Origin of the sequence: Nonomuraea sp. NPDC026600 (assembly GCF_040638335.1) — a bacterium.
Taxonomy (GTDB): domain Bacteria; phylum Actinomycetota; class Actinomycetes; order Streptosporangiales; family Streptosporangiaceae; genus Nonomuraea.
In genome coordinates this window covers 1-18,701 of record NZ_JBEZYD010000038.1, presented here as the reverse complement: position 1 = coordinate 18,701, position 18,701 = coordinate 1, and the positions used below count along the sequence as shown (strand labels likewise).

Sequence of the window (18,701 nt, the reverse complement as noted above, 5' to 3'; positions counted from 1 at the left end):
GTTCTGAGTCTATCCCGTACCGGTCTTTCCCTCGACCGCACATCAAGCCCTAACCTGCGCATATGACGATTCAACTGACCGCAGTACCCGTCGCCGGGATCGATCGATCTGAGTGTCAATTCGAAGTCGGACGTGTCCGGCCGAACACAGGAGGTTTCCATGGCTAAGGGCTACTGGGTCAGTGTCTACCCCGCCATTTCCGACCCTGAGAGGCTGACTGCCTACGACAAGCTGGCCGGTCCGGCTGTCCAGGCTGGGGGCGGGCGCGTCCTGTCCCGGATCCCGTCCCGTGGCGGTCGAGTCGTCCCCCACGAAGCCGGAATCACGCAACGCGTCGTTCTGATCGAGTTCGACAGCTTTGAACAGGCCGTCGCGGCATACGAGAGCGAGGCATACCAGAAGGCGCTGGTGGCCCTCCCCGACGGCTTCGAGCGCGACTTCCGCATCATCGAAGGCATCGACTGACCGGCGGGCCCAGCCATCGCTGAGCATCCGTCACCTGATACGCACACGGTGCTGAACGACGACTCACGAGACGAGTTCGAAGCCATGCCCCGCGTCCCAGTTCGCAACTACGCCACCGGCGGTGCGGTCATCATCCACTATCCGGTGCAGGACGGCACCGGCTGAGGCAGGACGGTACGCTCCGGGACGCGTTCGGTCGGCCGTTGCGGCCAGGTCCGGCTATCGGCGGAACGCCGTTCGCGGTTGCCGGTTCGTTGAGCGTCAAAGGAGGGCCGATGTCCTGGCCGGATGTCACGGTGGTTGATGCGTGCGTGCGGCGCGACGGCCGGGGCGGCAGCCCCACGGCCGTCACCGACGACGACCCGGCGGCGACGGACGCGGACCGGCGTGCGGTCGCTGCTGCGGCCGGCACCTCGCACGCGGCGTTCCTCGGCCCGGGGCGGACGCCGGACGGTGGCTGGCCGGTCCGGTTCTTCACCGCCACCGCCGAACTGTCCGGCTGCGGCCACGGCACCGTTGCCGCGCAGGCCGTCCGGTTGACCCGCACCGCGCTGGGCGAGCTGAACGACCGCCAACACACCGGCGGGCGCACGTTCGACACCGTCGCGATCCGCCGCCCCGCCGGCATCGAGGTGTGGTTCGACCAGGGCCTCGTCGCGCTGCGTCACCCGGCACCGGACGAGCGCGCCGCGATCGTCGCCGCGCTCGGGCTCACCGCGGACGACCCGCATCCGACCGACGCGCCACGGATCGCCGCGCCCGGCGCACCACGCATGCTGGTACCGGTCCACGACCGGTCGGCGCTGCTCCGAGTCCACCCACACCTCGGCAGGCTGACAGCGGCGTGCCAGCGGTACGGGCTCCTCGGCTGTTTCGTGTACGTACCGCCGGTGGGTGACCGACCGGGTGCGGCGCGGATGTTCGCGCCGGCGATCGGTGTCGACGAGGACGTCGCCAACGCCAACAGCACCGGCTGCCTGGCCGCCCACCTGCTCGACACGACAGGGGCACAGACGGTCGCGATCGAGGTGGAGCAGGGTGACACCCTCGGTCGACCGGCCAGCGTGCTCGCTTCGGCCCGACGCGGGCCGGCGGGCATCACGACCCGGGTCGGCGGGTTAGCGGTGGTCCGCGACGGACACCGAGGCGACAACTAGACCGTCCTCTTCTGCGATCCGCGCATGGGGCTGGGGCTGTCCGCCGCGGTCAAGCGTTGGCACCCGGTGGCGGCCGTCAGCGGGGCGCGGTGTCGAGGGCGCGGCTGAGTGTCCAGCGGGAGACGCGCAGCTTGGCGGCGACGGCGGTTCGGGTTTGTCCGGCGCTGAGCAGGATGCGGGCGTCGGCGATCTGTTCGGAGGTCAGGGCGCGAGGGCGGCCGCCGACGCGGCCTCGAGCGCGGGCGGCGTCGAGGCCTTCGCGGTGCCTTTGACGATCTGCTGATGTTGGAACTTGGCGATGGCGGCGAACACGGTGAAGATCAGTTCGCCGCACATGTCGTCGCTGGTGTCGAGCACGATGCCGTCGAGGGTGCGGAAGTGGCGGCCGTTGGCGTGCAGGTCGTCTTCGACGATGGCGAGGAGTTCGCGGGTGTCGCGGCCCAGCCGGGTCAGGTCGAGCACGACGAGGGTGTCGCCGCTGCGCATGTGATCGAGGGCGGCGGTCAGGCCGGGCCGGGTGGTGCCCTTGACGCCGGATGCCTTGTCGAGGTAGATCCGGGCGCAGCCGGCGGTCTTGAGGGCGTCGATCTGGCGCGCGAGTTCCTGGGCGTCGGTGGATACCCGGGCCAGTCCGATGAGGTCCTCGCGCGCGGCTGAGTCGTCGTTGAGGATGACGTGATCTTTGATGGTGGCCTCCCGGCGCGGTAAGGCTTCAATGTAGCGAAAACGGTGGTTGGGGTTCTTGTGCTACCTGCCGGTTTTGCTACATGATTTCGCTACCGGTTCAGGGGTGGTTCGCGGCCTGTGCGGCTGCCGATCCGCATGGGGGCGAAAACGATCGTTATTGCCCCCGCTGGACGGCGCTGGCCTGCCCACCGAAGATGATCCTGCCTATCGGGACTTCTCCGAGCGCTGGTCCTCAAGGGCCGATCCAAGATCGGAGACTGCTCAAGATCATCACTAGCGCCGTTTCCGTGGATCATGTTAGTCACGGGCCGGCAAGAACAAGGGCAAGCCGCCGTCCGTCGCCTCGCTCTACCGGGCATTTGCCGAAGCCGAGGCGGCAGCCGAACAGGCCGCCGCGAACGACCGCGTGACGCTGCGACCCAAGCCCGCCCCGATCCGGCAGCGCAGCGAGCCGGAAACACCCGAGGAAGCCGAGCTCCACGACCGCCTCCAGGCTCAGGTACTCCAACGCCGCGCGGGCCAGTAGCCCAAACCCGCACCCACTACTGGCCCCGCTACCCGCCTATTGCCGGTTTCCGCCGTACCTTGGCTGCACCCCGGTGACGCGATTCTTACCTCCTGTCTCCCGACTTGGCCCTGGAGGGCGCCGCATTTCCGGCGCCGCAGGCGGATGCGGAGGGCAGCTGCTTACAGCGTTCGACGCTGGGCAGGTAGCCCTTGCGGATTCTGGGCGGATTCTGGCGAAAGGAGCCGGCCGTGCCTGACAATGTCGCACTGATCATTCGATTCCACCCGGTGGGCGGTGAAGACGTCTCCGTGATGAGCGGGGACTTCGACGGGGAGCCGGAGGCGTTGGAGGCGATCGCTCGCGCTGTGGACGAGCGGCGCAGCCTGGTGTTGACCCGGGCGAGATATGACCGTGAAACCGACGTGAATGGCGTGGTCATCAACCTGGCCAACGTGGTGTCGGTACGGGTGTCGAAGACGGACAGCGCCGAGGCGGGCCAGTACCTGTAGCGGGCGCGGCCGTCGTGTGTGTGGACGTGCTGCTGTTCGCGGCCGAGTTCGCCCGGGTGCTGCGCCCGGACGGGCCGTTGTTCCTGGACACGGCGACCGTCATCACCGCATCCGGATAGCCAAGTTCACCCTGGCCGAACTGGAGGAAGAGGAACAGAGCCTGGAGCGGCTGCGACGCTGGCACCGGGATCTGAGTGCCCGCGACGTCTTCACCGCACCGCAGGCGGCTCAGGCCGCCGAGCGGCTCAAGGACTGCGAACGGGCCTGCGAGGACTACGCCGAGCGTGTCTTCGAGCACCTGCACCGACCGGCTGCGGAGCAGGCGTGAGCAGCCCGCCCCCTTCCACTTCCCGCCCGGCATCTCAGGCGGCGTCCGCGGTGGTTTCGCGGGCGGCGATGTGGCCGCTGCATGCGGCCGGGTTCACCACCGCGTTCGGCGCGCACGCCATCGCCGCCAACCTGGGCGGCTTCTCCTCCGACGCGGTCACCTCGCTGCTGGTGCTCGGCGGCCTGCTGGCCCTCTACGACGGGGCGGAGGTGCTGCTCAAGCCGGTCTTCGGCAGTCTGGCCAACCGCATCGGCGCCTGGCCGGTGCTGCTGGGCGGGCTGCTCGCCTTCGCCGCCGCCTCCGCGCTGTACGCGGTGGCTGACAGTCCCGGCTGGCTGTGGGCGGCCCGCCTCGGCCAGGGCGCGGCGGCCTCGGCGTTCTCCCCCTCGGCCTCCGCGCTGGTCGCCCGGCTCAACCGGGCTGCCAAGCGCGGGCGGGCTTTCGGCAGCTACGGCTTCTACAAGTCCATCGGCTACACCATGGGCCCGCTGCTCGGCGGAGTCCTGGTCTGGGCCGGCGGGCTGCGCCTGCTGTTCACGGTGATGGCGCTGCTCGGCGCGGGCGTTGCTCTGTGGGTGGCGCTGGCCGTACCCGCCGTGCCGCCGCTGCCGCGCGCCCGCCAGACCGTACTGGACCTGGCCCGCCGCCTGAGCGCGCCCGCATTCCTCACCCCCCACCGCAGCCCTCGCGGGAGCGACCGCCGCCGTCGGTCGGCGTCGGCTTCCTGCCCGTCTCCGGCGCGGCTGCCGGTCTCGGCACCGTGGTTACCGGCGCCGCCGTCTCCGTCCTGGCCGCCAGCGCAGCCATCGTCCAGCCGATCGCCGGACGGGCCCTGGACGCCGGCCGCCTCACAACACGGACCGGCCTGGCCACCGGCCTGCTGACCACCGCCGCCGGTCTCGCGGCCGCCATGCTTCCCGGTTTGAGCGGCGTCCTGGCCGCCGCGCTGCTGATCGGCGCCGGCACCGGCCTGATCACCCCGCTCGGCTTCGCCGCGCTGGCCGCCGCCACCCCGCCCGAACGCCTGGGCCAGACCATGGGCTCAGCCGAACTCGGCCGCGAACTCGGCAACGCCGGCGGCCCCCTCCTGGTCGCCGGCGTCGCGACCCTGTTCACCCTCACGTACGGCTTCGCCGCGCTCGCCGTCCTGCTGGCCATCGGCCCGCTGGTGACGGTGATCGCCGCCCTGATCGCACGCCGCCGCCCGGCGCCCACACCACCGTGACCACCAGCTGAACACCCCGCATCTGCCGCTCGCGGCCCGCCGGATGGGCGCAAAGGGGCTCGCCGGGCGAGCGCGATGGCGCCAGAGCAGCAAGGAGCAGCCCGGAGCGCGGGTGCTGACGCCAGGATCGGTCGGGATTTCGGCGGTTGACCAATCGCCCGCAAGGCTTGCATCCGGTACCTGGGTACAGGCTTACCGTCGAGGCATGACCCAGAACATCGCCTTTGACCAGGAGTGGGTGCCCTCGGCGTGCGCGCTGCCCACCGCCAAGCAGCCGCTGCGGGTGGCCGAGTTCGACGCCTTGTTCGCCGACGCGGTGCAGGCCCTGACGCGGCCGGAGCGCGCGCGGCTGCATCTGGAACTCGTCTTCAGCCCCGAGCACGCGGCCCGGGCCGCTGAGCTGACGGCGCGGGAGAACGGCTGCTGCTCCTTCTTCACCTTCACCCTCACCATCGCCGACGGCAGCCTGGCGCTGGAGGTGGCGGTGCCACCGGAGCAGGTGGAGGTGCTGGACGCGCTGCAGGCCCGCGCTGGCGCAGCCGCCGCAGCGCCGTCCCCGTCCGTGTGAAGCGGGCGCGCCCTGTTCCCGGAAGGACTGTGATGGATCGCATCACCCGTGAGGACTTGCTCGTGCGGCAGGAGCGTGGCGCCGTGCAGCTGGTGGAGGCACTGCCGGTCGACGCTTTCGCCGCCGAGCACCTGCCCGGTGCGCGCAACGTGCCGGGCGCGTTGTCGGCCGAGCTGGCCAGGCAGGTGGCGCCCGACCGGGCGGGCACGGCGCGGAGCTCTTCGTTCTCGGTGATGAGACGGTCGATCTCGGCTTCGACCTCATCGGCGAAGGCGTTCCACGCCTCGCCGTCGCCTTTCCTCTGGCCTGCTCATCGGGCCATCACTCCCTTCCATGCGGGTCCGGCTCGGTGGGATGGCCGGTGCATGTCCGCCCAGGTCAACGCCTACATTCAAGCCTCCATCCCGCGGGATTACGCGGAACACGGGATAAGGTGCAGATGCGTCTGAACGGTTACCTAGGCGATGCGTTGCGGGCGATCTCCGGCAGGGGGATCGATCGGTTCGTCCTTGATCAGCTTGACGGTGGGGCTGGATCCCTCAGAGAGCAGGCGACGTGAACAGCGGCCACGAAGTGAACAGCGGCTACGAACTCCAGCGAACCGACTCCAAAGGTGACGGCGTGTTCGCCACCCGCTCCTTCCAGGTCGGCGAGACGGTGATGGTCGGTGTCATCGACCGCGAACTCGACCACAACCACGCCCACGCCTCCCAGGTCAGCCAGAACCGGTTCGTGCTGCACGGCGGGCTCATCGCCAAGGTGAACCACTCCTGCGACCCGAACTGCGGAATTCGCCTCAACGCCGGCGGCGCTCACGACTACGTCGCCCGCCGGCCGATCACCGCCGACCAGGAGATCACCTTCGACTACGCCATGCGCAACTACTCGGTCGAGCACTTCGCCGCCCACTGCCAGTGCGGCTCACCCCGCTGCCGTGACCACATCACCGGCTGGAAGGATCTACCCGCCGAACGCAAAGCCGACTACCACGGCTTCGTCGCCCCCTACCTCACCGACATCGACCACCGGCACGCCACCGAACAGGACGTGTTTCCGCCTGCGAGCGGGGCCGCCAGCGGGCTCCCCTGCTAGCGCCGGCACCCCTCACACAGGAGAGGACCACCGCGCCGACATCCTGCGCGTTTAGTCCGGTTCCAGCCGCAGGCGGCGGGCGACGATGTCACGGGCCACCTCGGCCAGACGGCGATCATTGGTGTAGGCGTAGGCGCGCAGCCGGACGAACGCCTCGCTCAGGCCGACGCTCAGTTGCACCGCCACCATGCCGGTGGCCTGGTGTACCTCGGCCCACCTTCCGGCATACCCGTCCGAGGCCTGGCCTGTACCCGCGGGCGCGTCGCCGGTCTTGTCCAGGGTGAGTCGCAAGGTGACCAGCAGGGCGGCGTCGGCGTACAGCAGTGCGTCGGCAAGTTGGTCGGGCGACAACCAGCCCGGCAGTTGACGGTTGACCTCCAGCACCCCCACCGCGATCGCCCCGACCAGCAGCGGGAAGGCGAAAACCGCCCGCACTCCCAGGTCGTGGGCCCCGGGGGCGAAGATCGGCCAGCGCCGCTGGGTGCCGGTCGCCGCCAGGTCGGGCACCAGCACCGGCCGGTCCTGGCACAACGCCTCGTGCGCCGGGCCCGCGCCCAGGGTGATCTGCAGTTCGGCCAGCCGGTCGGTACGCGGATCGGTGGCATACACCGGCTCACCCAGGCCCATACTGGTGACCAGCAACAGACCGGCGCCGCTCATGTTCAAGGCCTGCGTGCAGGCCACGCAGACGTGGGCCACCGTCACCGGCACGCCCTCACTCTGGGCCCGACTACTGATCGCCGCCTGGACCCGCCCGCTGCGCCGCCTGTCCAGTGGCATGCCACCCCTTCATATGCGGCCACCGGCCCCGCCTGGTCCTGCTACCTCACGCTAGTCCCGCCGCGCCCTGTTTCGGGTGGCTACCAGTAGGTTCTGTCAGTCGTCATCTGATGCCAAAAGTTTCCAGCCCTCTGGGGGCGGTTTCCGAAATCTGATCACTGATGCACAACACGATGGGGCCAAGATGCCGGGCGCCTGGACGCGGGGGGTGCGGCCTGGCGTCGGGGGCTGGTGAAGCTCCCGCCTCGCGGGCCCGGCAGGGCCTTCGAACCCGGGGGCTACAGGCCGGTCATCACCAGGCTCATGTAGTACCAGTAGTCGCCGCCGAAGATGTGCTGCGGGATGTAGGTGATCTGTCCGGTGGCGAGCGTGGCGCAGGTGGAGCCCCACGCGGTGACCGAGCCGAGCGTTTTGCCTTGGCCGACGGCGGGCGGGGTGACCTCGCGCAGGCTGAACAGCGCTGATCCGGTGGTGCCGATGGTGGTGGTCGGGCCGGGGGCGAAGTTGCCGGAATAGGCGCGATCACCGTTATTCATGGCGACGTATCGGTTGCCGCTGGGGTACATGTACCCGGCGAGGTTGATCCGGATCTCGTCGCCGCTGTTCTCGTCCGTGTCGTAGGCGTCCACGTAGTTCAGTTCCACCCGGCAGGTGGCGGCCGCGGTCGTCGCGCCGGCGGGCGAGACCGCGGACAGAGCCGCCGAGACGGCCAGGCCCGCCGTCAGCGCGAGCGCGCGTATGAGCTTGTGAGAGCGCATGCCGTTTCTCCCTCTGTTGACCTGCGTTTCATGCCGAAACGCCGGCATCTCAGGGTGCGGCAGGCAGCGTGGGTAGGTCAGCGGCCAAATGCACGCTCCATCCACGCCTTTTTGCACGTTCGCGCGGCCGGGGCGCGTGCGCAGGTCCTAGCGAAAATCAATCCGGGTTAAAGGACACCCTCTGAGCTGAACATCCTTGAGGAGAGTGTGCGTGAGAACGGCCCAGACAGGGCGGGAAATGCGATGTGGTTTAGCGAGTGAGTGGTCACAGGTCTTCGACGTAGGTGGCGGCAATCTCCTCGGGCGGGTTGGTGTACAGCTTCAGGTAACGCTCGTTGGCGGGAAGGGCGGTTTCCTGAAGAGATTTGGTCCAGCGAAAGTAGTAATGCCGTCGTAGATCACTGCAGCCGCGACCGCGACCCGCTCATGGCCGTCCGCAACGCCTTCCGCGCGCTCGCCTTTGACTGACCGCCTCCCCGCGGCACCGCCGTGGAGTGGAACCGGCGGCGAGCGTAGGCCCCATCGGTGTGGATGAGGGCCCACGCCCGGCTGATCTTCGGCGATCAGCCGGCCAGCGCCTGCAGCAGACGCTCCCGCTGTTGCTTGGTCAGCCCGCCGACCCGCCGCTTCTCAGCCACCCCCGACACCGCCATCAGCGCCGCGACCCTCGCCGGCCCGTAACCGGGAACCGCTCGAAGGACCTGCGCCACCCGGGTCTTCCTCACCAGCTCCTCGCCGCTACGACCGAACACCTCCGCCACGCTGGTCGTACCGGACTTCACCCCGGCCAACAGCACGGCACGCGCCGTGCGAGCCTCGGCCGCCTTCTCCAAGGCCTTCGCCCGCTGCTGCGGCGTCATCCTCGGCACTGCCATCAGATCTGCCCTCCACCCTGAAGATCGACTGCTCGAACTCTGCGTCACACGCCCCGACGCAGGTCAACAGCCATCATCCCGCAGAGTGTCAAATCTTGTGACACTAACCCCGGCTCATCGTTCCACTAGTACTGGGAGGCCAGATCCCCCCGAGAGCGATTTCACCGATAGTACTATCGGTGAAAAACTGCACAAGAGCCGCGGAAGAATCGTTACGACAGGGGGAGGGCATCGATGACGAGCACGCCGCTCACCAGGAGCGAGGCCAAAGACCTGACCAGGCGCAAGCTGATCCGCGCCGCGGTGGCGATTCTCGACGAGGAAGGTGAGGCCGGGCTGACCACGGTCAAGGTGGCCAAGGTCGCCGGCATCGCGCAGTCCAGTTTCTACGTGCATTTCAAGGATCGACAGGAGTTGCTGCGGGTGCTCGCCGAGGAAGGGGGCGAGCGGCTGTTCACCTCGATGCGGGAGGCGCGGCGCAAGGCTCGCGAGGCTCCTGACGATCTCGAACGGCATCGGGAGACGTTCCGGAGCCCGCTGGAGGCGATCTGCCGTCATCCTGAGTTGTTGCGGATCCAGCTCAGGGCTCGGCACGATCCCTCATCCTCGCTGCGCGACTTCGCCACCGAGACGGCGGCGGCCTATCGGGAGCATCATGCCGCCGACCTGGCGGCGCTGGGGTATACGGCGGACAACGAGCGGGATCGGCGGCGCTTGGAGATGATCGCCGACGGGATCGACGCGGCCACCAACGCGCTGGCCATGGGGCATCTGGAGGGGCGGTACCCGGACCTGGACGAGGCCGCCGACATCCTGACGGCCTTGTCACGGGGTGCATTGCGGCTGCTCCGGTCCACCTCCGCCAAGTCGGCCGGGGACCCCTAGGTACTTCGGTGGAGGTACGGGCGAGGCTGAGCGCCTCGATGACGGGCTCGTCGTTGATCCGAACAGGTCTACCTGGGTGCCAGGCGTCTGCGGGCCGGTTTCATGCGGATGCTGCCAAGCCGGGCGTCGGCAGGTCGACGGTGGGGCGGCGAGGGTCGCGGTCCATGGGGAGGACGTCCGCGGTGGCGGCGAGCCAGGACAGGATCGCGGTGCGCAGCCTCTCTTCGACGGCCGCGTGGTCCGGGGTTCCGCACAGGTTTTCGGTCTCGTCCGGGTCGGCGTGGTCGCCGTGGTCGTCGTCGGGCTCACCGAGGAGCAGGAGACCGAGTCGGTCGACAAGACCACGCTTCGGCTGCCCTGCGCACAGGACGCGCTCGTCGCCGCGGTCGCCGCCGCGGCCCGGCGCACGGTGGTCGTGGTCAACGCGGCGACCCCGATCCTCATGCCGTGGCTCGACCAGGTCGACGCCGTGCTCTGGGCGGGCCTGCCCCGGGCAGGAGGGCGGCCACGCCGTGGCGGCCGCGCTGCTCGGGGACATCGAGCCGGCCGGCCGCCTGGTCACCACGTTCCCCGCCGCGGATGGAGCCGGCCCGGCCTGGTCGGTCACCCCGGTCGAGGGCAGGCTCGCATACACGGAGGGCGTCTTTGTCGGCTACCGAGGCCACGATCGCGGGCCCGCGCCGGCGTTCTGGTTCGGACACGGCCTCGGCTACTCCACCTGGGAATACGCAGGCGCCGCGGTACTCGACGGCCAAGGCCGCCGCCTCGCTGTGACCGTCACCAACACGGGCGGCCGGACCAGCCGCGAGGTCGTCCAGGTCTACTTCCGTCCCACCGGCCGCCGCCGGCCGGTGCGGCTCGTCGGCTGGCGGGCCGCGACCGTGGAGCCGGGTGACAGCGCACGGGTCGAGGTGACCACCGATCCGCGCCTGTGGCGGTATTGGGACGACGCGCGCGGAGCATGGACGCCGCTCCCCGCGCAGGGACGGATCATCTTCGCCCGAGGGCTGGGTGACGTCCGCGCCACCCTTGAACTGAGCGGCCGTTGAGGAGCATCATGCCACCGAACATTCTGCTGATCACCGCGGACGACATGGGCGGTGACACCCCCGGTTGCTTCGGCGGCCCGGCGGAGGTGACCCCCACCCTGGACCGGCTCGCCGCGGAGGGGATGACGTTCGGGCGCGCCCACGTGGCGATCGCGGTGTGCCAGCCCAGCCGTTCCGCGAACATGACCGGCCGGTGGCCGCACCGCAACGGCGCGCAGGGCTTCGAGCCGATCACCGCCGGGGTGCCGCTCCTCACCCGGCTCCTGCACGAGGCCGGGTACATGCCGGGCATCCTCGGCAAGGTCGAGCACCTGCAGCCGGTGGAGGCGTTCGGCTGGGAATTCACCCGCGGCATGCGCGAGCTCGGGATGGGACGCGATCCGCGGGCCTACGGCGAGGCGTCACGACGGTTCATGGGCGAGGCGGCCGCGCAGGGGCGGCCCTGGTTCCTCATGGCCAACGCGCACGATCCGCATCGTCCCTACTCCGGCAGCCAGGATGAGCTGGACCGCTTCCCGGCCGAAGCGCGGGCCACGTACCCGGCTCCGTCGAAGGTCTTCGGGCCAGCCCACGAGGTCGGGGACCTACCCGGGTTCCTCCCCGGGCTGCCCGAGGTGGCGCAGGAATACCAGGAGTACCTGAGCTCGTCCCGCCGCTGCGACGACGTGGTCGCCGGGGTGCTGCGCGCGCTGGACGAGGCCGGTGCCGCCGACGACACGCTGGTGGTGTTCCTGTCCGACAACGGGATCGCCGTGCCGTTCGCCAAAGCGAACTGCTATCTGCAGAGCAGCTGGACGCCGCTGATCGTCCGCTGGCCCCTGGTGACCCGCCCCGGGACACGAGTGGACACCGCGTTCGTGTCGATGATCGACCTGTTCCCGACGCTCTGCGCGGCGGCGGGCGTACCGGAGCCGACGGGGCTGGACGGGCGAAGCATGCTCCCGCTGCTGCGCGGGGAACGGCAGGACGGCTGGGACACGGTGTTCACGGTGTTCCACGAGACGGCACCTGGCCGGCGATGCTCGCCGCCGCCTCCAGCGACGAACGGCTCGCACAGCGTGCCCGGTTCTACCGGCACCGTGTTCCGGAGGAGCTCTACGCTCTCCGCGCCGATCCGCACTCGCTGGCCAACCTGGCCGAGGATCCGAGCCATGGGGAGGCGCTCAAGGCCGCGCGGCGGCACCTGCTCGCGTGGATGGCCGAGACCGGCGATCCGCTCCTCGACACGTACCGCGGGTTCCTCCAAGACCTCGAGCAGCGGATCGTGCGGTAAGTGAGGCCGGTCGTCGAGAGCGGCCCAGGAGCGGCCCGCCATCGATGTGCTGGGAACGGCGGCTCGTAGGAGGCCTCCAAGATCAGGTCGAGTACGATCCTCGCCACAACGCTGTCGCCGTGCTGCTGGCCCACCGGCGGTTGCCCGTGTACTGGAGCGCCTGGCCGAACCCCAAAGCCGAAGCCGACCGCCCGCGCGAGCAGATCGCCGAGCTGAGCGCAGCCGAGCAGGTCCTGTCCCGGCTGCGCATCACCCGCGAAACGATCCTGAAAATGACCGGCGACCTGCCCGGATCCGCCTCTGAGGGGGCCTCGCTCCCGCCCGCCTACCAGCAGATCCTGGCAGTCGTGGAGCAAGCGCCGGATGGGCTGCGCGCCAAGGACATCTGCCGGATACTGAACACAGGATTGGAGCCCCAGCACACCGATAGTATGCGCGCCATGCGCAAACGCCTGGGCGGCCACGGCATCCTCATCGAACCCGAACCCGGGCTGTTCACCCGAGCCAACCACCACGGGTAGACGTCGACCGCTCAGCCTCAGAACGGACGAAATATCACAAAACCTTCCCTGGGACGCTGACTGCACGGCTGACAGTGACGTCGCTGCGGCTACCCTGCGCTTGTGGAGCGATGATCAGGTTGAAGACCTCACGTGGGGGAAGGTCGGGGTCCAAGGGCACGTCGTTGGCGAGCAGGTGGTCGAGTGCGCAAGGCCAGCAACTCGGCCATGGCGTCCACGGGCGGGTCGTCGCAGGCCGCCACCAGGGTGGCGAAGCCGGTGTTCCAGCGCGCCCACGCGTGGTGGTCATCGTGTAGGTGGCGGCGCAGCACTTGGCTGGATGGGTGTTCATCCAGCTCCGGGGCCTCACCGGCGGCAGGCAGGGCAACAGTCGGGGGCGTCCCAGATGCTGGACTCGAGCCACTGCTCGCCGTTGGACCAGCGCTCCGGTGTCTGGATGGCGGCGTTGCCGCAGACAGGTCGACGTGCCGACGACAGAAGAACACAGAGGAGTCTCCTTGGATGCCCCCGTACGCATCGGACTGATCGGCTACGGCTTCGGTGGCCGCGTCTTCCACGCCCCGCTGCTCGCCGCCGCCCCGGAATACGAGTTCCTGGGCGTGGTCACCACTTCACCCGAGCGCCGAGCCCAGGTCGCCCAGGACGTGAGCCGGCCGACCTTCGATTCGCTGGAGGACCTGGTTCGCGCCGGCGCCGAGGCGGTCGCCGTCTCCACGCCCGCGGCCACGCACATCCCGTTGGTGCGGCAGGCGCTGGAACTGGGCCTGGCCGTCGTCTGTGACAAGCCATTCGCGCTCGACGCGGCCTCGGCTCGTGCGACCGTCGAGCTCGCGGAGAAGCACGGCCATCCGCTGACGGTGTACCAGAACCGCCGGTGGGACTCCGACTTCCTCACTCTGCGGACGCTGCTGGACAGCGGCGAAATCGGCACCGTACTCCGCTACGAATCCCGGTTTGAGGTCTTCCGGCCGACGGCAGGTGCTCCTGCCGCGGGCGGTGGCACCCTCGTCGACTTCGGCAGCCACCTGGTCGACCAGGCTCTGGTGCTGTCCGGCCCGGTGGAGCGGGTGTACGCGGAGATGCACCACCGCGAGGACGAGAACGGACTCGACGACGACGTCTTTGTGGCCCTGACCCACCGCAATGGGGTGCAGTCGCACCTGTGGGGCAGCTGGCGGCAGGGTGCCCCGGGACCCAGCCTGCGCGTCACCGGGACCACGGGCACCTTCGTCATCGACCACAGGGACAGCCAGGACCGCGCGCTGATGACCGGTGCGACCCCGCAATCCGAGGGCGACAGCTGGGGCGCCGAGCCCGAACACCTCTGGGGCCGGGTGCGGCGCGGAGAGATCGTCGAGCCCGTCGCCTCGATGCGCGGCAGGTGGGACCTGTTCTACACCGCCTTCGCCGCCGCGGTCCGCGGCAAGGGACCTGTTCCCGTCGACCCCTGGGACGCGGTGGCCACCGCCACCGTCCTGGACGCCGCGCGGTCCAGCGCCCGCGATGGCCAGGTGGTCCGGCTGCCTTGACAGTGCCTGACCGCAGTGTGAGGCCGATACCGGCCCCCATATGGTCCGACTCCGATTAACAGAGAAGTCAGGCGAGGCACAAGACCAGATGATCCGCACCTGCTTGGACTCGGAACACGCGGCCAAGGAGATCGAAAGAAGCCACCGGGAGCTTGGCCTGAAGGGCGTGATGATCAACTCCCACACCCAGGGCGAGTACCTGGGCGATCTTCGAGGCGGCAGAAACCCTGGACACACCGGTCTACCTCCACCCCAACACTCCGTCACCGCGCATGATCGGCCCGTTGCTGGACGCGGGCCTGGACGGGGCGATCTACGGCGGTTCGCGCTCCCGAGCTCGACATCGGGTGATAGACGTTGGAGAGGGCGCGCACGCCAGCCGTGTGCTGGCTGATGGGCAACGTTCGTGGGCGCCGCAGCGGCGCACAGGCAGGTCGCCCTTGTCGCGCGGGCGTCCAATGCTCGGGGTCTTTGAGTTGGTGGTGGTGACGGACCGGTAGGGCGAGCCGGGTCCGCAGCCAGGCCAGGCGAAGCGTTGAACAGCAAAATCAAGGGTCACGCGGTCGCGATCGCCGCTCAAGTCTGGGCACACCGCGGGGGAGCAGGGGACCTACTCGGAATCGGTACAGGAGGGGACGGCGGATGGCAGCGGCTTGTGCTGGCTACATGGGTTGAGAGATGCAATCGGCGACCCGGCCGTTCTTGAGTGGCAGCCGCTGTTGGGAGAAATAGAGCCTTATCCTCGTCCTCACTAAAAAATCTACAATGTAAAGGCGCTCGGCTTGAGATCCGCTCACCACCCCTAACCCATCAAGGAACGGGCTACGCCCGTACGCTCCAAAGCAAAGCGGTCCTGGTCGTCCAGTCGTGAGCGGTCGACCCTCACCACCGGTCACTCTGCGGACGACCAGGTTCTGGATGGCTGGTCGGATCGGTGGACGACCCTGCCGTCTGCGCTTGTAAGTCCATCGTCGTTTCATGTCCGTGGCCATGTAAAGGTAGCTCTGGCGCAAAGTGTGTACCGTTGTGACTGAGCGTGATCTCGTCCTTGTCGGCTGCAGAGGATCGAAGTTGGCGCGGCCTTATCGGCTGCGTTTGAGGGCCTTGATCTTCGTGGCGTTACCCTCGATCGCGCCGGAGGAGTGAGACGGTTGATGACCGCGTCCAGGTCACGGTCGATCCCTTTGGCGAAGGAGTGCAGCTGAGCGATGTCGTCGGCTTCGACGGCGGCAAGCCAGTTCTTGAGGTGTTCGCTTCCCGTGCGGTTGGTCATCATCTGCGCGAACGCGGTGACGTGTGCAGATAGCGCGGCAAGGCGCGGGCTGCGCTCCAGAATCTTCTCAAGCTTGGTCTTGTCGTCGGCGGTGACGTGGTCGGGGTGGCTGGTGATCCAGCGTGAAGGCGGTTACCTCGGTGGTGGGCGGCTCCAGCCTCAAGCCCGAGGTGCTGGCCGAGCGGCTGATGCTGGCGATCTTCGGGTACGGCACCAACACCGGGATCCGGGCCGTGGCCTCCGGTGGCCACGCCCACGGCGAGGACGAGATCCGCTACGTGCGGCGCCGCTATTTGACCCCGCAGGTCGCCACCGACATCGCGAACGCCACCTTCACCGCCCGGGACGTGGAGCTGTGGGGCGAGGGGACGACCACCGTCGCCTCCGACTCCACGCACGTGCGCGCCTACGATCAGAATATTTTCACCGAGTGGCACTCGCGGTACGGCGGCCGCGGCATCCTCATCTACTGGCACATCGAACGCGGGTCCATGGTCGTGCACTCCCAGACCCTGCGCGCCTCGGCCTCGGAAGTGCACGCCATGATCGAGGGTGCGGTCCGGCACGGCACCACCATGAAGGTCGAGGGCAACTACGTCGACTCCCACGGCCAGACCGAGTCGGGTTCGGTGTGACCCGGCTCTTGGGCTTTGACCTGCTCCCGCGTATCAAGCAGATCAACAAGGTCAAGCTGTACCGGATCGAGAGCGGCGAGAGCGAGCTGTACGGGGTTCCCGTAGCAAACGGCGAAAATCCAACGGATACAGCGCTGACCTGCGGTTGTGGAGGTTTCGGGGACGGTTGTTGATCTCCTCGGCTACGGTTCGTCATGATTCGTGCGTTCTGTGACGTCCGGGGTGGTTGATGTCGACGCGGTTCCTGTCGGACGAGCAGTTGGAGCGCCTGCGGTCGTTCCCGGACATCGGGCGTGAGGAGCTGAACAAGTACTTCACGTTGACGTCGCGTGAGCACGGCTTCTTGAACGCGCCTGGCCGCGGTCCCGATGCCCGGCTGGGGTTGGCCGTTCAGCTGTGCACGTTGCCGTGGCTCGGCTTCGTCCCTGATGAACTGCTGCAGGTTCCGCAGGCGGCGGTGCAGCGGTTGGCGACCCAGATGGCGGTGTTTCCCGGGGTGCTCGAGCAGTACGACCGGTCGACGCGGAAGCGGCCGCAGACGCGCAGCGATCATCTGAAGCTGGTTATGAAGTATCTGACGTGGAAGAACGCCACGCCGGGCAGCATCCAGTGGAAGGAGCTGGAGCAGTTCCTCCTGGACCGGGCGATGGAGCACGACACCCCATCGCTGTTGTTCCAGCAGGCGGTGGAGCATCTGCAGGCTGCGCAAGTAGTGCGGCCGGGCGCGGTCACGCTCATGGAACTGGTGACCGCTGCGCGGACTGCGGCGGGGAAGCTGACCAGCCAGAAGGTCGCGCATCTGCTGACGCGGCTGATGCGGGCGGATCTGGATCGGCTGCTGGTGGAGGACGCGGAGATCGGGATGTCCCGGTAGCCGGAGCTGATCGGCAGCTCGCCTCGCCACAGCCAGCGGGCCAGGCCCTGCTGCAGGCCGAGGTGTCGGGCGAGCGCGCGGCCGGCGATCTCGCCGTTTTTGAATATTCGGCCGATCTCCAGCGGCCCAGCGGCCGCCTTCTGCAGGCGCTGCTCGCGCCGCTCGGCCCGGCGCAGTTCCTTCAGGTGTTCGCGGTCGCTGGCGGCCGCCGAGGAGGTCTTGAGCACCGCATCGCGTGGCGTTGGCGCCGTTTGTACCGCGAGCTGGGTTCGGCCTTCGCGGGCCGCCCTCACGGGGTGTTCACGAGTTGGTCTGACCTGGAACGGAATGGAGGCTCGGAAGATCGCTTCCCAGGATCCTTGTGATCGTTTCCCTGGAGGGAGGAGGGAGTTCGTCGTTTCTAGGAGGGCAGCCAGGAGGGCCACCAGGGCAGGACACAGTTGCCTGGAGTGCCTTGGGTGGCCAGGTCGTGCAGGGTCAGGGCTACTGGCCCGGCGGCCGAGACGGCGATGGTGAGCGCCAGCAGGAGGAGTTCCAGCCACAAGCGGCCGGCCAGGCGTGGCAGTCGGGCGAGTAGCTGGAAGGCCAGCGAGATGAGCGCCGACACCACCGAGACGACCGGGAAGAGAACAAGGCGGCTCACCATCCAGATGGACCCGGCGAAGTTCTCTCCCGCGCTCAGGTCACCAGCGCAGTAGACGTGCGCACGAGCTACCAGGTGAAGCTCGAGGGGGGTTCCGACGGTCGCGAACGCCAGGGCGATGATCATGGGGAATCCGCAGCCGAAGGCCCAGCGAATGTCGCTGGCTTCCGTCGAGTGCCTTCTTTGCTTGATCACGGCGCCATCAAAGCAGGCCGGTATGTGCCTGATGCGTAGTTAGTGTGGAGATCCGGTGCAAGGCGGCTCGGGCATGAACCCGTAAATGGCTCCGGCTTCGTTGCGTGTCGGAAGTTGTGGCTTGAAAGCAAGGAAGATCTTGTGATGTGTCTGCACTCGCGTGGCTTTCGTGCCTACAGTGTGGAGTTGCAACTATTCGGTGAGTGAGTAAGCCGGAGTGCGGCGAGGCGCTGGGGTCATCGAGCCTGAGGGGGCGATGGTGCCATCACGGTTTGAGCAGATGAGTGTCGCTCAGCTTGTTGAGCGGCTGGACGATGAGGAAGCTCAGGCGCGGCAAGAGGTCGTGGCGTGGCGTGAGAAAATCGCCGAGGCCGAGGAGCGACTGGAGCAGCTGACGGCGGTTCGGCGCACCTTGGCCAGGTTGCAGGCCAAAGACGAGGTGTCGAGCCGGAACCCCGTGGAGGATCTCCGGGCGAAGAACGCGGCGAGTGACGATTCCGAGCCGGAAGTGCTTGATCAGAACGCCCAGGGCTCGCACCAACTGGTCACCGGTGAGGCTGACCGTCAAAGCCCCGCCGAGTCTCGTCACCTTCAACCGGTGCCGTCCATGGGAGCTCCGGACACTCTTGCTGCCGCGTGGCCCTCATTGACCGGTATTAACCGGCAGGTCGTCATCATGTTGGCCTCAGCAGGTCGCCCAATGCGCGCCAAGGAGGTCGCGATGGCGTTGGGCGAACCGGATATTCACAAGCGGGTGGAAGTCGTCCGAACTCGTCTTGTGGAACGCCACGTAATTCCCCTGGGGTTCGTTGCAGGTTATTCCCCCAGGTCCTAGCCTTGATCCTTTTCTAGTGGGTGTCGGGTTTGTCTGT

At 68.4% G+C, this 18,701-nt stretch carries 24 protein-coding genes and 2 pseudogenes; 19 read left to right on the top strand and 7 right to left on the bottom strand.

Going from position 1 to position 18,701, the window contains the following annotated elements; genetic code table 11:
* The first annotated feature begins 159 nt into the window (after positions 1–159).
* Positions 160–465, top strand: a complete 306-nt coding sequence (locus AB0F17_RS51895) for a DUF1330 domain-containing protein (protein WP_358039936.1) — start codon at positions 160–162, stop codon at positions 463–465.
* 275 nt (positions 466–740) lie between these two features.
* Entirely contained in the window at positions 741–1,622 is an 882-nt protein-coding gene (locus tag AB0F17_RS51890; RefSeq protein ID WP_349449493.1) for a PhzF family phenazine biosynthesis isomerase, read from the top strand.
* Positions 1,623–1,698: 76 nt separating this feature from the next.
* Here the strand turns inward: AB0F17_RS51890 and AB0F17_RS51885 are convergent, their stop codons facing one another.
* Positions 1,699–1,794, bottom strand: coding sequence for a hypothetical protein (locus AB0F17_RS51885; RefSeq protein ID WP_358040269.1), 96 nt, complete (start codon positions 1,792–1,794; stop codon positions 1,699–1,701).
* A 29-nt stretch (positions 1,795–1,823) separates the two neighbouring features.
* On the bottom strand, positions 1,824–2,252 hold the full coding sequence (locus tag AB0F17_RS51880; protein ID WP_358040267.1) for a recombinase family protein: 429 nt from the start codon (positions 2,250–2,252) through the stop codon (positions 1,824–1,826).
* 813 nt (positions 2,253–3,065) lie between these two features.
* Between AB0F17_RS51880 and AB0F17_RS51875 the strand changes: the two genes are divergently transcribed.
* The 7 genes from AB0F17_RS51875 (at position 3,066) to AB0F17_RS51845 (ending at position 6,539) form a co-directional block, all read left to right on the top strand.
* Positions 3,066–3,326: a hypothetical protein gene (locus AB0F17_RS51875; RefSeq protein WP_358039933.1), complete on the top strand. Its 261-nt coding sequence runs from the start codon at positions 3,066–3,068 to the stop codon at positions 3,324–3,326.
* A gap of 16 nt (positions 3,327–3,342) precedes the next feature.
* Positions 3,343–3,654, top strand: coding sequence for a Chromate resistance protein ChrB (locus tag AB0F17_RS51870; protein ID WP_358039931.1), 312 nt, complete (start codon positions 3,343–3,345; stop codon positions 3,652–3,654).
* A 68-nt stretch (positions 3,655–3,722) separates the two neighbouring features.
* Positions 3,723–4,538, top strand: a complete 816-nt coding sequence (locus tag AB0F17_RS51865) for an MFS transporter (protein ID WP_358040265.1) — start codon at positions 3,723–3,725, stop codon at positions 4,536–4,538.
* Complete coding sequence (locus AB0F17_RS51860; RefSeq protein WP_358040262.1) at positions 4,442–4,879, top strand: MFS transporter; 438 nt, start codon at positions 4,442–4,444, stop codon at positions 4,877–4,879. Before AB0F17_RS51865 ends, AB0F17_RS51860 begins: the two co-directional genes overlap by 97 nt.
* A gap of 205 nt (positions 4,880–5,084) precedes the next feature.
* A complete protein-coding gene (locus tag AB0F17_RS51855; RefSeq protein WP_358039928.1) occupies positions 5,085–5,447 on the top strand; it encodes a hypothetical protein in 363 nt (120 codons plus the stop codon).
* 32 nt (positions 5,448–5,479) lie between these two features.
* Entirely contained in the window at positions 5,480–5,896 is a 417-nt protein-coding gene (locus AB0F17_RS51850; protein ID WP_358039925.1) for a hypothetical protein, read from the top strand.
* A 106-nt stretch (positions 5,897–6,002) separates the two neighbouring features.
* Positions 6,003–6,539: an SET domain-containing protein-lysine N-methyltransferase gene (locus AB0F17_RS51845; protein WP_358039922.1), complete on the top strand. Its 537-nt coding sequence runs from the start codon at positions 6,003–6,005 to the stop codon at positions 6,537–6,539.
* A gap of 51 nt (positions 6,540–6,590) precedes the next feature.
* Here the strand turns inward: AB0F17_RS51845 and AB0F17_RS51840 are convergent, their stop codons facing one another.
* From AB0F17_RS51840 to mihF, 3 genes are all read right to left on the bottom strand, one after another.
* Positions 6,591–7,319, bottom strand: a complete 729-nt coding sequence (locus AB0F17_RS51840; RefSeq protein ID WP_358039919.1) for a GAF and ANTAR domain-containing protein — start codon at positions 7,317–7,319, stop codon at positions 6,591–6,593.
* A gap of 278 nt (positions 7,320–7,597) precedes the next feature.
* Positions 7,598–8,077, bottom strand: a complete 480-nt coding sequence (locus AB0F17_RS51835) for a hypothetical protein (protein WP_358039916.1) — start codon at positions 8,075–8,077, stop codon at positions 7,598–7,600.
* A 563-nt stretch (positions 8,078–8,640) separates the two neighbouring features.
* Positions 8,641–8,952, bottom strand: coding sequence for an integration host factor, actinobacterial type (gene mihF / locus AB0F17_RS51830; RefSeq protein ID WP_358039914.1), 312 nt, complete (start codon positions 8,950–8,952; stop codon positions 8,641–8,643).
* Between the two features lie 234 nt (positions 8,953–9,186).
* Here mihF and AB0F17_RS51825 point away from each other — a divergent pair, with 234 nt between their 5' ends.
* From AB0F17_RS51825 to AB0F17_RS51800, 6 genes and pseudogenes are all read left to right on the top strand, one after another.
* Positions 9,187–9,837, top strand: a complete 651-nt coding sequence (locus AB0F17_RS51825; protein ID WP_358039911.1) for a TetR family transcriptional regulator — start codon at positions 9,187–9,189, stop codon at positions 9,835–9,837.
* A pseudogene (locus AB0F17_RS51820) lies at positions 9,785–10,267 on the top strand (glycoside hydrolase family 3 C-terminal domain-containing protein); the annotation flags it as partial. The gene AB0F17_RS51825 and the pseudogene AB0F17_RS51820, both read left to right, overlap by 53 nt.
* A gap of 82 nt (positions 10,268–10,349) precedes the next feature.
* Positions 10,350–10,886, top strand: a complete 537-nt coding sequence (locus AB0F17_RS51815) for a fibronectin type III-like domain-contianing protein (RefSeq protein WP_358039908.1) — start codon at positions 10,350–10,352, stop codon at positions 10,884–10,886.
* Positions 10,887–10,894: 8 nt separating this feature from the next.
* Positions 10,895–12,163 (top strand): sulfatase, encoded by a 1,269-nt coding sequence (locus AB0F17_RS51810; RefSeq protein WP_358039905.1) that lies wholly within the window; start codon positions 10,895–10,897, stop codon positions 12,161–12,163.
* A gap of 115 nt (positions 12,164–12,278) precedes the next feature.
* Entirely contained in the window at positions 12,279–12,680 is a 402-nt protein-coding gene (locus AB0F17_RS51805; RefSeq protein ID WP_358039902.1) for a hypothetical protein, read from the top strand.
* Positions 12,681–13,177: 497 nt separating this feature from the next.
* Entirely contained in the window at positions 13,178–14,209 is a 1,032-nt protein-coding gene (locus AB0F17_RS51800; RefSeq protein ID WP_358039900.1) for a Gfo/Idh/MocA family oxidoreductase, read from the top strand.
* Positions 14,210–15,185: 976 nt separating this feature from the next.
* Here the strand turns inward: AB0F17_RS51800 and AB0F17_RS51795 are convergent.
* Positions 15,186–15,599, bottom strand: coding sequence for a transposase (locus tag AB0F17_RS51795; protein ID WP_358040259.1), 414 nt, complete (start codon positions 15,597–15,599; stop codon positions 15,186–15,188).
* Positions 15,600–15,670: 71 nt separating this feature from the next.
* On the opposite strand from AB0F17_RS51795, the pseudogene AB0F17_RS51790 reads away from it, so the two are divergent.
* The 3 genes and pseudogenes from AB0F17_RS51790 (at position 15,671) to AB0F17_RS51780 (ending at position 17,356) form a co-directional block, all read left to right on the top strand.
* Positions 15,671–16,290: pseudogene (locus AB0F17_RS51790) on the top strand (Tn3 family transposase).
* Between the two features lie 56 nt (positions 16,291–16,346).
* Entirely contained in the window at positions 16,347–16,991 is a 645-nt protein-coding gene (locus AB0F17_RS51785) for a DUF4158 domain-containing protein (protein ID WP_358039897.1), read from the top strand.
* Positions 16,992–17,053: 62 nt separating this feature from the next.
* Positions 17,054–17,356 (top strand): hypothetical protein, encoded by a 303-nt coding sequence (locus tag AB0F17_RS51780; RefSeq protein WP_358039894.1) that lies wholly within the window; start codon positions 17,054–17,056, stop codon positions 17,354–17,356.
* Between the two features lie 35 nt (positions 17,357–17,391).
* On the opposite strand, the gene AB0F17_RS51775 is transcribed toward AB0F17_RS51780, so the two are convergent.
* On the bottom strand, positions 17,392–17,760 hold the full coding sequence (locus tag AB0F17_RS51775; protein WP_358039891.1) for a hypothetical protein: 369 nt from the start codon (positions 17,758–17,760) through the stop codon (positions 17,392–17,394).
* Between the two features lie 349 nt (positions 17,761–18,109).
* Here AB0F17_RS51775 and AB0F17_RS51770 point away from each other — a divergent pair, with 349 nt between their 5' ends.
* Positions 18,110–18,664: a hypothetical protein gene (locus tag AB0F17_RS51770; protein WP_358039888.1), complete on the top strand. Its 555-nt coding sequence runs from the start codon at positions 18,110–18,112 to the stop codon at positions 18,662–18,664.
* Positions 18,665–18,701: the final 37 nt, after the last annotated feature.